The following is a 14,809-nucleotide window of genomic DNA, read 5'->3' as shown; positions in this document are numbered from 1 at the left end:
CATGGAGGGGCAGCCGCTGCGTATCAGCGTGTTCGCCTTCGACCCGGACAACCCTGGTTTCGCACCAAAACTTCGCTTGGGCACAGACGCGCCAGTCACCGACCAGGGGTCGTCGTCCGCACCCACGGTAAGTTACCGCGTGCTCGGCCTCCCGGATGGCGCAAGTTTTGATCCGGACACGCTGGAGATCGTCTGGACACCGGGCTATCAGCAAGCCGGCACGTATCACATCACTGTGATCGCCACCGACGATGGCGATGGCACAGGTACGCCGGCGACCTCGCAGGTGATCATCCCGATCGTGGTGGCGGACACCAACCGTGCGCCAGTCATCGCGCCGATTACCGCGACCATCATCGACAAGGGCGCTACGCTCGACATCCCCGTTGACATCAGCGACGTCGACGGCAACCCCGTACAGATCACCCTCGATGGCCTGCCTCGCTTCGCGACATTCACTCAGAATCCTCCAGGTGCGAACGGCCATGTCACCGGAACCATCCATTTCGCGCCGGGCGACAACGACCGCGGCGACTACACGCTGACCATCGTTGCGCGCGACAACGGCAACGGGGACCCTTCGCGCGTGCTCGCCTCTTCCGTGCAGTTCGTGGTGACGGTGCGCAGCCAGACTGAACCGCCGGTGTTCAACCTTCCCAGCCAGATCGTCGCCGTCGCCGGCCAGCCGATTAGCCTGCCCGTGTTGATCGGCGATGCCGACCAGGACGCACTCAGCCTGACTACGAGCGGACTACCACTGGGCGCAGCGCTGACCATGCAGGCGCAATACGGCTACGCGCTGCTGACGTGGACGCCTAGCGCGGACGACATCGGCCCGCACGACATTGTCATCACCGTCACCGATAGCGGCCTGCCGCCGCGCGACAGCGGCTACCCCACGCCTGATCATCCGGTGCCCAACGTCGTCAGCCACACCATCCGCATTATCGTGCGCGCGGCCGATGCGCCGCCGCAGTTGCTCGGCGTGCAGTTGAACGGCAATGCCGTGGCGGATGCCGGCACGGATACGCCAATCCAGTTGACTTCCAGCGAAGGAACGCCGTTGACCCTGGACGTGTTCGCGCGCGACGCGGATGCCGACCTGATCAACTGGACGGTGGCTGGCCTGCCGTCGGGCATGACGCTGGACGTGCCGGCCGCTTCGGCCGGCGCGCATGCCGTGCTGCGCTGGACTCCGGGGTTGTTCGCTGCACAGAGTGACAACCTCAATGGCGCCAGCCCCGGCACCTATCGCTTCACGGTGACTGGAAGCGACGGCGTTTCCAGCTTCACGCGGAGCTTCGAACTGCACGTGACCGACGTCGACCAGGCTCCCGCCATCCTGCCGCTGCCGATGCAGCTGGTGAACGAGGGCGGCACGCTATCGTTCAACGTGCGCAGCATCGATCCCGACGGCGATCCGATCCACCTGAGCATGGTCTACGACGACACTACACCGGCCGGCGTGGTCTTTAATACCACCACGGGATATTTCGAATGGACGCCAGGCTTCGGCACGGTCGATAACGCCGTCGACCAGAGCAAGGATTTCACCTTCACCTTCCGCGCAACCGACGGCGCGCTCACCACGACCCAGAGCGTCAATGTCCGCGTGTTCGACACCAATCGCATTCCGGTCGTGAGCATAAGCAGCCATGCCGTGACGGTCGGCCAGACCCTGGTCATTCCCGTGCAGTTGGGCGGCACGCCCGCGGTCGGTGGCCTGCAAGCCACGGATCCGGATGGAACAGCGCAAAGCGAGGCTATCACGGTCAGCTTCAGCGGCTTGCCGGAAGGCGCGATCTATGATGCCGATCAGCATCGACTGGTATGGACTCCCGGCCCGGGCCAGGTAGGAGATTTCGTGGTCACCTTCGTGGCCAGCGACGCGTCCACAACCGTGCGCAAGACTTTCACCCTCCGCGTTGGGGCTGACGCCAGCGCCAACGCGCCCGACGTGCTGGTCGACGTCGTGCCGGGGACGCCTGCACTGCCGGGTCAATCGGTCCTGGTCACCGTGCGCGCCAGCGGCTTCAGCTCGATCGCCAACACCACGGTTCAGGTCCGTGGCACGGGCCTGGCGAGCGATCAATGGCAGACCGTGGCGCTGGATGCATCCGGCCGACTCCGCATCCAGGCGATCCTTCCGGGGGTGATCGAAGTACGCGCCGTGGCCACCGACGCCGATGGCTTCGTCGGCACTGGCGAGCAGGTCATCCTGATCCGCGATCCAGCCGATACGGCGGCGCCCGCGCTGGCCTGGACAGGTGCGCTGGCCGGCGCCGTGGCCAGCGGCCAACCGCTGGAGCTCACATCCGCAACGCAACTGCAGGCGAGCATCGATGAACTGCAAAGCATGGGCTATCAGCTGCAGATCGCTGCGGATGGTTCGGATACATGGCAGACCATCGCGGCGCAGGATGCCAGCGGTATAGCGATGCATCAGCAGCTGAATCTAGCCATGTTCGATCCGGCGGCCTATCGCAATGGCGTCTACCGACTGCGCCTCATCGCATGGGATCTCAGCGGCCGCACCAGCGAGATCGATGCCCGCCTGGTGGTCGATACCGCGACGAAGTCGTACCCGCAGGCGCAAGCGACCGACGGCATCTATCAATTGGGCGGGCATCAGCTCTCGCTGACCCGCACCACCGACGGTGCAACCGGCGGCGACTTCGGCAACTGGGTCTTGCAAGGTTTCCAGGTCGGCCTCAGCACCGACCAGCTGGCGCAAACAGCCACCGGCGCTACCGCGGCCTGGGCGATCGGAGCACGGCTGTGGCTGCAGATGCCGGCCAACCTGTCCGACCCTGCCGCACCGCTCGCCAACCTGTCCTTCACCCTCGGTGTCACTCCCATCGCCATCGCCGGCGGTCAGGGCGCGCCGCGCGCCTACCAGGCGAGTTTCACCGGCAACCAGGGCTGGCAGTTGCTAACCCAGGACGATGAGCCGCTGCAGAAGCTCGGCAGCGAGCTATTTGGCCAGGACAGCGGGCTGCCCTGGCGTCCGGGCGGCATGATCCTGGTGTCTCCCGATGGCACCCGCTACCTGCTCGGCAGCGACGGGCGTCTCACCGGTGTGCAATTCAATGACGGCACGCAATGGCAGATCTCCGATGCGGGCGTCGCGCTCGTAGGCGGTAGTTCGCAAACGCGCGTCGACTTCATCCGCGACGCACAGGGCCGTGTCGTCATGATCACCGGCCCGGGGGCCGCCGGCACGCGCAGCACTGCGTACCGTTACGACGGCGAGGGCCGCCTTGAACTCGTCCGCGAGGTGAACAGCGACGGCACCGGCCTGCCCTATGGCTATGGCGCCGATGGCCTGCCCTACGCGGATCCGATCGCCGCCAATCTCGGCACGGCGGCGGCCTGGATGGGCAATAGTGGCGCTAACCAGTGGGACGGCAACCTGCAAGCCGGCACGCAGACTACGCTGGCCTTCCAGATCCGCGACAGCGAGCTGACCTCCACGGTAAAGACGCCGGGTGCGCAAGGCGCTGTGCTGGTGGCGGTGAGCGCGCAATGGAGCGATGCGCAGGCCACGCTCGACGTGGTGGGTGGCGAAGTCCTCGGCAGCACGATCCACAACGGCGTGCAGACCTGGATCGTGCGCATCACCACGGCGGGCCTCAAGCTGTTGCGCCTGCATGGCGACGGCGCTGCCAGCATCCGCGTCACGATCGCCGGCGACCTCGACGGCAATGGAACGATCGACGGCGCCGATAGCGCGCTGTGGGCACAGGACGCCGCGAGCGCTAGCCTTGCTGGCGATCTCGACGGCAACGGCCTGGTCGACCAGGCCGATCGCCAGCTGCTCTATGCCAACTACGGCTTCCGGGCCAATCTGCCACCCGCATCTAGCGCCTCGACACCGATCCTGACCACGCACACCGACCTGGCCTCCAGCATCTCGCTTGCCGACGTTGCACGCGATCAAGACGGCGATGCACTGTTCTGGACCGTGCTCAGTGCAACCCACGGCACGGCACGGCTCGGCGCCGACGGCCATTCGCTGATCTTTGTACCCGAGCCCGGCTACAGCGGCAACGCGAGCATTTTCGTGCGGGCCGACGACGGCTACGGCGCGAGCGCTCCGATCGAGATCCACGTGGCGATCAGCAGCGCCAAGCTCACTGCCATCCACATCCAGCCCCTACCCGACCTGGCCCCCGGCCAGGCCGTGCCGGTGCCCATGACGGTCGATTTCGAAGACCAGCAGGGTGTCGACGTGAGCGACGACCCAATCTACCTGGCTCTCACTGCACAGGATCTCGCCGCCATGGGCGGGACCTTCGCCGGCGCGTTCAATGTCAGCGACGACCGCGATCTGCTCGTCTGCCACGGCGCCGGCCCGGGCCTGATCATCGCCACGCATACGGATGCCAGCGGGCATACGATCAAGGCCGTACTCGCCGTCAACGGCATCGCTCCGCCCGACGAGGACGGAGATGTGCCCGGCGCCGACCTGATAGTCACCCCTGACGTCTATCCCAACACGTTGTCGCTGGTTCCCGACGGCACGCGCCAGCTCAAGGTGCAGCTTACCGACCCGGTCACCGGCCAAGCGGTGCAAGATATCAGTCAGGCCCGGCCAGACAGCAGCAGCGGCACGCGCTACTTCTCCAGCGACGAAAGCATCGCCACGGTCAGCGAAACGGGCCTGATCACCGCGCTGAGGCCGGGTACCGTCACCATCACGGTGATCTTCCTGGGCAGCAGCGTCGACATCGATGGCACCATTGCCGCCCAGCGCATCGGCCAGGCTACGGTGACCCTGCACGTGGAAGCAGCCCAGGTCACCGACGACGACGCCAGCACGCCGGCACCGCAGCAAGTCGTGGTGGATCACGACCTGGGCGGCAACGTTAGTGCAGCCAGCGGCGAAACGGTAATGATCGGTGCAGGCGCGTTGCCATCCGATGCAGCGGTAGCGATCCGCCGCATCGATGTCGGCCAGGTCCAGCAGCCGCCGGCACCAGGCGTGCTGCAGGCGCTTGGCGCCTTCAGCCTCGACATCGACAGCGCCGCCAGCCGCTATCCGCTGCAGTTGGCCATTCCGGTGCAAGACAGTGCGCTCGTGCAGCCAGGCGACGAAGTGATCTTCCTGCGCAAGGGTACCGTGCTCGGCACCGACGGCCTGTACCACGACACCTGGTGGCTGGTCGACAACGGCCATGTGGGCAGCGATGGTATCGCGCGCACCGCCAGCCCCCCCTACAGCGGCTTGGACAGTTCCGGGGAGTACATGGTGTGCCGCCGCCTGCCGGGCGTAGTGGGTTCGAGCTTCGACCTCGGCGTAGGCATCGGCGACTGGGCTACCTTCGGCGGCCTGGGCGTAAGTCTCGCCGGCGGGCTTGCAGGCATCGACGTGACCTCGGAGATCATTGGCATCCTTGCCAGCTCAGCGACGACCATCACCGCGGGCAGCTATCACTTCGGCGTGCCGCAGTTCGCCGACATCCCGCTACCACAGGTTGCTCCGGGCGATACCTATCACCTGGACGTCAGCGATGCGCTGCCGCCGGTCACGACGCCTTACGGGCGTGTGGTGGTGCCGAACATCAGCAGCGCCAGCGCGGACAGTGTCCAGGGCACGCTCAAGTTCACCATCACCAACGCCGATCCGGGTGCCTTTGTGGGCCAACTCGTGCTGCGCGCGCTGTTCGCCGATGGCTCGTACCGCGACGTGCAGACCCTGCCCGGCAATGCTCAGGGCGACATCAGCATCACGCCACCCCAGGACATCGCCGTCGGCAGCGTGAGCTGGCAGCTCGTCCGCAAGATCTCCACCCAGACCATGGGCGGCTCCGGCGTACTCAGCGACAGCGCTCCGCTGGAATTCGCCGGCAACGTCGTGTCCATCCGGCCGCAGCCCAATATGGCAGCCGTCCTCACCCGCACCGGAGTGCAGTTCGTGCGTGAGCACGACCAGAGCGCAATCGCCCAGGTAGCTCTGCTCGACCTGCTCGGCACACCCAATGACCTGGACAGCACTTACCTCACCGGCAACAAAGTCCAGGACATCGCCTTCTCCGGTGACCTGTCGCGCTGCTACGTCGGCGGCAACGGCGTCGTATACGTCATCGACACGGTAACGTTCCGGCTGATCAGCACGATCGCCATACCCGGCGGCCACAACATCACCAGCCTCGTGTCTTCCGGCAACCTGCTGTTCATCGCCGAAGGCCAGAGCTTCGGCAGCGGCGCCGCGGGAAACCAGCTGCGCGTGATGGACATCGATCCGGCCAGCCCGACGTACAACCAGTGCGTGTCGATCCAGGGCACCGGTGTCGAGGCTTCGCCACTGGGTATCAGCGGCATGACCATCGGACCGGACGGCAAGACGCTCGTGGTCGCGGTACCGATCAATCCGAACAGTGTTTCGCTCGGCGATCCGAACAAGCGCGGCAACGTTCTGGTGCTGGACCTGTCCACGCTCAATTTCCGCACTGGCAAGATCGCGCCACCCATCGTCGCGGCGCTGCCCGGCGACGGCCTCAGCGGCAAGTCGCCGCAGACGATCAGCGCCACCGCGGATCCGGATCGCTTCCTCGTCACCGACATCGCCGACTACAATCGTGGCCTGTCCACGCTGGTCATCAAGCGCGACGGCGATGGCCACGTCGTATCGGCCACCATGACCGCGATCCAGATGTCGCAGCCGGACAACGCCATCCAGATCGACCGCCTCGACATCCAGCGCGCGCAGAGTGCCGTGCTGGTGAAGGTCGACGGTGTCGAGTACGCGATAGTCGCGGACGACAACTACAACTTCAACGATCCGTACTGGAAGGCGATGTTCGAGGCGCCGGACTTCATCTACTCCCCCTTCGGTCCGCCGGTGGCAGTAGGGGGCAGCGCCAGCGCCAAAAAGGTGAACGTCGGTGGCAAGCTCGGCATCATCAAGGATCCGTTCGGAATCAACGGTACGCCGCAGTTCCTCGGTGCCACGCTGCCCCTGGACGGTTACGGCATCGTCGACCTCAGCGTTTCCTCTGACGGCCAAGTACTATTGGGCCAGCTCAAGGGCGGCTTTGGCAGCGACATCACGCAAAGCCAGCAGAATCCGAATCAGAACCATGCCTGGAGCGTGGAAGAGCTGATCCAGGCCGCGCTGGCGCTGCCCGACCAGGACCGCCTGTCCAAGCACATCACGCTGCCTGGCGACGCCGAGCAGCTCATCCCACCGCCCGGCGGCAGCAACGCGGCGCCGCCGGCCAGCACGACCTTTGATCCGCCGCCTACCGACGTCGCCGTCAGCTACGACCGCTTGGGCGACATTATCAATATCGATGCCAAGAAGGTCATCGCCTACGCCATCCTGGGGTTGCCGTCACCGTACGCGAAGCTGACTCCGGCAGAGCAGGCCCAGGTCGCAGCCAAGCAGGGCCAGATCACCGAACTGATGGCCAACCTGGACCAGTTCTCGTTCCTGCCCGACCAAATTGACCGCTACACCGGTACCGCGACGATCGCCTCGCGCAACATGACCCTGGTGACGCGTGGCAGCGGCACGGCCCAGAGCGTCATCAGCGATGGAAGCGGGTTTGCCAGCAGCGGCCTGTTCTACGTCGCGCCCAATATCACCGACGCCAACGAGGTTAACCTGCGCCTCGGCCAGGCCGTGGCGCCGAAGACGGGCACCTTCAGCATCAGCTACACGCTCAAGAAGGATCTGGCCGGGGTCACGCAGGGCAGCCATAGCATCAACCTCACCGTGAATGCCACGGACGCGCCCGGCGTGGGCACCAATGCCTTGACCGGCGACCGCAACCTCGACAATCCCGGCTATTCGGCCTTCACGCTGTCGGGCGACGTCAAGGTGGATGCGCCTGCCACGACCGACGCGCAGGCGCTGGACGTATGGAGAGTCGAGCAACGCCTGAAGTACCTGGGTATCCCGGCTATGGGCATGAACGGCGCGGCACTCAACCAGCCGGCCGAATTCGTGGAGGACGGCGTGCTCGGTGAAGCCGAAGGTCGCGCGTTGCAGCTGTTCGACAAGATCGTCAACTACAGCGCGACCAACAACACGTTCGGCCAGTACGCCTTCAAGACCCTGGCCCAGAACGGCGACGACGCAAAATGGCTCAACTCCTACAACGCGCCGCACTGGATGCAGTTCTTCGCCAGCAAATCGTCGGGCGGTTACGAGGAAAGCAATACGCGCCTGGGCACGGTATCGCAGTGGAAGAACCTGCAGACGGCGGCGACCGGTTCGGTATATGGCGCCAGCTGGACGTTCGACCTGATGATCGCATCGGCCGGCGTGGCCTCCGGCTCAGGGGCCGATAGCGCCATGCACGGCGGCCAGCCGCTGCTGTTCAACGGCGCCGGCGAACTTGGCATGACGCTCAACCTGGGCATCGATCCGGCATATGTCTCCTCCAAGCCCACCGGCACCGACAAGGGCAACCAGCAGCAGGTCGATCCGGATGAACTGCTGTTCGGCCTGACCCAGAACAACGGTGGCATCACGGACGCGCTCAACACCAAGACGTGGGATGAGACTAACGCTCAGACGCTGGCCAACCTGCTGGTCAATCCGAACCGCACCAACACCAGTGGCACGGCCACCGATAACTCGCAAGGCGTCAATAACCAGAAAAACGCCCTGGGCGACTTCTTCGCGGTCTACACGGCTACGCAGCAGGGCAGCAGCGCCGGTGCATGGAACAACATCCCGCTATCCGGCTCGGGCAACCAGGATCTGATCCGCGCCGCACTGTTTGGCGACGGCAAACAGGCCACTGGACTGATCGATGCCAACAGCCTACTGCTGGGCGGTGAAGGCATCAGCTACAAGATGACCGCGAAAGTACTGGCTGGCATCATGGGGCGCTCGGAGGCGGAGGTCACTCCCTACGTCGACCCGCTCAACGAGGCGATGAAAGCCTTCGGCATCGACACGCCCAAGCGCATCGCCGCCTTCCTTGCGCAGGTCAAGGAGGAATCGGGCGGGCTGCACGCGCAGACCGAGGGTTTCAACTACGACCACGAGGGACTGAAGGATACCTATTCGGTCATGGCCGCCGGCAATCCACCGCTGGGCGATTCCTACGGTCGCACGGATGTCTACGAGCGCAACCCTGACGGCACGATCAAGCGCGATTCGCATGGAGCGCGAATCAAGATTTCCACCGGCCCCGCGGTAAGCGAAGCCGGCCAGATCGATATCGCCAACATCGTGTACAAGACCACCAATGGCAACGTCTGGGTGAATGGGCGCGCCGCCAAGGACCAGGACGCCTGGGTATTCCGCGGACGCGGCCTGATCCAGCTCACCGGACGAGCGAACTATCAGGCCGCGGTGGACGGCCTGGTCACGGCTGGCCTCATCACTCGCGCACAGGCTGACGTGCTCGTCCAGCCAGCCAATGGCACCCTGATCAGTGATCCGTCGGCGGTCGCCAGTGATCCGCGCCTGGCCGTCCTCACGGCTGCGTGGTTCTTCACCATGCACGACGGTCACAACCTGGCCGTCGCCGCAGACTCGGTGAATTTCGGTGACAACACCGCCTTCAAGAACCAGATCACGTTGCCGATCAACGCCAGGGCCAAGAACGAGGCCAAGCGCGAACAAGACTGGCGCGACGCACAAAAAGAAATCTTCAAAGGCAACGCCTACGGCAACATGACCGACGTGCTCAGTGCACTGGGCATCAAGGCCACCAACAAGAAGGGGTACGAGAACCAATTTGGCATCTCGCTGCGCCCACCACAGCGGCAGGCCATCGTCACCGTTGCGCCGCTGACCGAGGACTCGGTGGCTCTCGGCAACACCGACGCGAACGCCGACGGCGCGATCGTCACTACACCGACCATCACCGACGTGAACACCTGGGCACAGACGGCGGCCGGCACGGACATGGCCGGCGTGGTCCAGGCAGCGGTCGGCGCGCTGGGATCGATGGACGACCTTGCCGGCGGCGTCGTTGGTCAGACGCAGGGCACGGGTGCGCAGGCAGTCATTTCTCTCGACCTGAGTGCAGCGGGCAACGGTTGGTACCTCGGCAGCATTGGCGATAATGACGATTACCTGCCCACCGCAGATTCCAATGTCTGGGTCGCCAAGGCGGGTAGTGCGGCGGCCAGCAAGATGGATCTGCTCAGCGTTCTGCTCCACGAATACGGCCATGCGCTGGGCATACAGCACAGCGCCGATCCTTCCGACTTCATGGGTGCGGAACTCAAGGCCGGCGAACGACGGCTGCCGACGGCTGCCGAACTTGCGCAGATGATGCAACTGATCGGTCAGTTGAAGACTGCCGACGCTGGTGTAGTGCAGACGGCGAATACGGGGCCTGTCACCGTCACGCAGGGGACCACTGCCACAACTCAAGGCACGACGGGAGCCACGGTAAATGCGGGCAATGCTGCGGCCGCCAATCCGACGCTCCGGAACGGCAGCATGAGCGGCCTGCAGGGCTGGACCAGCACCGGCGACGTCAAGGTGAGCGCTGCCGGCGTGACGCTGGGCGAAAGCGCTACAAGCCAGGCGCGCCTGAACCAGGTCTTCGTGGTAAGCACCAACGACCAGTTCCTGCGTTTCACCGTCAGCAGCACCGCCCTGCAGAACCCAGGCGACATACCCGAGGACGCCTTCGAAGCCGCGCTACTGGATGCGGCGACGGGCGCGTCGCTGGGGGGCGCCATCGCCCTCAACCGCACCGACGCCATGCTCAATCTACAGGGCGACGGGAGTTCGTACATGGGCCAGGGCGTCAGCTACGTCACGAATGCCGACGGCAGCCGCACCTATCTGGTCGACCTGCGTGGCATCACGGCCGGCACGGCGGTCAACCTGTCCTTCGATCTGCTCGGTTTCGGCCCGACGGGCAGCCACGTGACCGTTAGCGACGTAGCCTTGATGGGCCTGCCGCAAGCCAACGACGACCTGGTGCAGGACCAGGAGGACAGCGCGGTCACCATCAACGTGCTCAGCAACGACACCAACGCGGCCGGCGCCACGCCGACCATCGTCACCGGTCCGGTACACGGCAGCCTGACGTTCAACGCCGACGGCAGTTTTACCTATACGCCAGACGCGATGTACTACGGCAACGACAGCTTCACCTACCTGCTCGACAACGGTAAGGCACAGTCCAACGTTGCCACGGTCAGCCTCGCCATTGCGCATGCAAATCATGCGCCAGGCGCCAACGACCTGACGGTGACGCTGCAGGAGGATGGCACCGCCATCGTCGACCTGAGCCAGCTCGGCTCCGACGCAGACGGTGACGCCCTCACCTACCGCATCGTCGAGCAGCCACAGCACGGTTCGCTGACCCAGAACGCGGACGGCACCTACACCTATGTGCCGGCCTCGCTTTACTACGGCGACGACAGCTTCACCTACGTGGCAAACGACGGCACGGCGGACTCGCCGGTGGCCACGGTCGGCCTGGTGGTGATCCACGTCAACCACGCCCCAATCACGGTCAACACCCAGGTGCATACGCCGGAAGAGCAGGCCTTCACCGGTCAGGTGCAGGACTACGGCACAGACGTGGACGGCGATCCGCTGACGGCGATCCTGGTCAACGGTCCGCAACACGGAAGCCTGGTGTTCAATGCCGACGGCAGCTTCACCTATACACCTGACGCTCTGTACCGCGGCAGCGACAGCTTCAGCTATCAGCTGAGCGACGGCCAGCTCAGTTCCGCCGTGGCAACGCTCACGTTCACCATGGACCCCGTGAACCACGCACCGACAGCCGCCGATATCAACGCCACAGTGGCCGAGGAAGGCGTGCTGGCGATCGACCCGCGCATCGCCGCCACCGATGTGGATGGCGATGCATTGACCACGGTGATCGTGAGCGGCCCGCAGCACGGCACCCTGACCCGCCTGGCGGATGGCAGCTACCAGTACGTGCCGGACGCGCTGTACCGAGGCGAGGACAGCTTCAGCTACAAGGTGAGCGACGGAACGGTGGACTCGAACGTCGCCACGGTGAACCTCACCGTGACGCCGATCAACCATGCGCCCACCGCGGCTGACGCCAGCGCCACCCTCCTTGAGGATGGCAGCTTGACGCTGGATCCGCGGACCGATGCCACCGACGTGGACGGCGACCCGCTCGCCGTCACCATCGTCAACGGACCGGCCCACGGCACGCTCACTCGCAATGCGGACGGCAGCTACACCTACGTGCCGGACGCGCTGTACCGCGGCACGGACAGCTTCAGCTACAAGGTCAACGACGGCACTACAGACTCCAACGTCGCCACCATCGCCCTGACCGTCACGCCGGTTAACCATGCACCGACGGCTGCGGACGGCAGCGCCACGGCGGCCGAGGACGGCGCCGTCGCCATCGATCCACGCGTCAATGCGAGCGACGTGGATGGCGATCCGCTGTCGGTGGTGATCGTCAGCGGCCCTGTCCACGGCTCGCTGGTGCGCAACGCCGATGGCAGCTTCACCTACACGCCTGCGGCTTACTACGCCGGCGGCGACAGCTTCACCTACAAGGTGAACGACGGTGCAGCTGACTCGAACGTTGCGACCATCGTGCTGACGGTGACGCAGGTGAACCATGTGCCAGTCGCGGTGAACGACACCGCCGCTACCGACCAGGGCGTGCCGGTGACCATCAATGTGCTGGCTAACGATAGCGACATCGACAACAGCACGGGCACAAACGCAGGTTCGGGCCGGGCGGCCAATGCGGGCCTCGCCGCCCGTATCATCAGCCAGCCGGCCAACGGCACGCTCACGATGAACGCGGACGGTAGCCTCACCTATACGCCGAATGCGGCCTTCAGCGGCACCGATAGCTTCAGCTACGTCGCCAACGACGGGCAGGCGGATTCGGCGGTGGCGTCGGTGACCATCACCGTGCGTGCCACCAACCACGTGCCGGTCGCCAACGACGATCAGTTCAACAGTAAGCAGAACCTTCCACTGACCTTCAACCCGCTCACCAACGACACCGACGCCGATGGCGATCCGCTGTCGCTGGTGATCGTGTCTGGCCCAACGCACGGCACGCTTACCCGCAACACCGACGGCAGCCTGAGCTACGTGCCGACGAACAATTGGTACGGCACCGACACGCTCACCTACCAGGCCAGCGATGGCAAGTCACTGTCCAACGTGGCTACGGTGCGCCTGGTGGTCGCTTCGGCCAACCAGGCACCGGTGGCGGCAAACGACAGCACCAGCGTTCACAACAACCAGACCGCGACGATCCGCGTGCTCGCCAACGATCGGGATGCCGACGGCGACGCACTGGCTTCGCGCATGGTGACGGGACCCAAGCACGGCACCGTGGTGCACAACGCCGATGGTAGCTTCAGCTACACCGCCGATTGCTTCTACACAGGCACCGACACGTTTACCTACGTCGCCAACGACGGCAAAGCGGATTCGAACCTGGCCACCGTGACCATTACGGTGCTCGGCCCGAACCTGCCACCGCTAGCCTTCGACGATTCGGCGAACGTCAACGAGAACGGCTCGGTGAAGGTCAATCCGGTCGCCAACGATTGGGACATCAACGGCGATCCCCTCACCGCGCGGATCCTGTGCGGCCCCAGCCACGGCAGCCTGGCGCTCAACGCCGACGGCAGCTACACCTATACGCCTGATGCAAACTGGTACGGCCTGGATGGCTTCGTCTACGCGGCCAACGACGGCCAGTTCGACTCCAATCCGGCCACCGTGTGGATCCGCGTGGCTCACGTGAACCAGGCGCCCGTCGCCAACAACGATGCGTTGACCGCCCGCGCCGGCCAGTCCACCCGGATCAACGTGCTGGCCAACGACAGCGACGTCGATGGCGACGACCTGCGCGCCACGGTCACCAGTTCGCCAAAGCACGGGACGCTGACGCGCAACGGGGACGGCAGCTTCAGCTACACCGCCCAGTCGGCCTTCGTGGGCACGGATAGCTTCGTGTACATCGCCGACGACGGCCAGCTGAAGTCGGCTCCCGCCATCGTGACCATCACGGTGCTGGCGCCGAACCACGCACCGGTGGCCCGCGATGACCAGGCCACCACCAATGCCGGCACGGCGGTGCGAATCAACGTGCTGGCCAATGACACCGACGCGGACGGCGACAAGCTCACTTCCCGCATCGTCTGCGCTCCTTGCCACGGCTCGCTCAGCCTCAATACGGACGGCAGCTACACCTATACGCCGAACAAGGGCTGGTACGGCACCGACAGCTTCACCTACCGCGACAACGACGGCACGGTCGACTCCGGCACGGCGATGGCATGCATCACTGTCGTACCGGTAAACCACGCTCCGACAGCGCGGAACGCCAGCTTCCAGGTGCAAAAGGACGGCAGCGTGTGCATCGACTTCAGCTGCCTGATCGACGATGTGGACAGTGACTGCCTGACCCTGACCCTAAACAAGGCCGCGCACGGCAGCCTGACGCGCAACTGGGACGGTACGTACACCTATCGTCCGGCCCGCGGCTACTCGGGTACCGATGGATTCACTTATATGGTCAGCGACGGCAAACTGAGCGCTACGGCGACGATCAGCCTCAATGTGGTTGCCAATGGAGGCTGTTGGAACGGCGAGAGCGTGATGGTCGCCGCAGGCCAGTCGGCATACGGATGGTCGTCGACCAGCGGTGGCTATATCGTCGTCCGGCGTAGCCAGATCGACGACACTGCGCCGAGCAGTGTGTCGGCCATCGACTGGCAGGGTTCGGCTGGGGGAAGTATCGGTACGTCAGCCAATGTCGGCGACGCATGGTGGAATGCTTTGCTTCAAGGTCCGGCACTCACCCAGGATGACTTGTCGGAGCGTACGGGGTTGGCCGTGCCCAAATCCCATTGA

General features: G+C 65.0%; 1 protein-coding gene (running past one end of the window). It reads left to right on the top strand.

From position 1 onward, the window contains the following. On the top strand, nucleotides 1-14,809 hold the end of the coding sequence (locus tag NDK18_RS00150; protein ID WP_250626716.1) for a tandem-95 repeat protein. 23,540 nt of this gene lie to the left of the window's left edge; 14,809 of the gene's 38,349 nt are visible here — the last part of the coding sequence; its start codon lies beyond the left edge, outside the window; the stop codon is at nucleotides 14,807-14,809.

The sequence above is a fragment of the Pinirhizobacter soli genome (genome assembly GCF_015905305.1).
Taxonomy (GTDB): domain Bacteria; phylum Pseudomonadota; class Gammaproteobacteria; order Xanthomonadales; family Rhodanobacteraceae; genus Pinirhizobacter; species Pinirhizobacter soli.
Note: the sequence above shows the minus strand (reverse complement) of the source record. Positions and strands in the feature narration are given on the sequence as shown.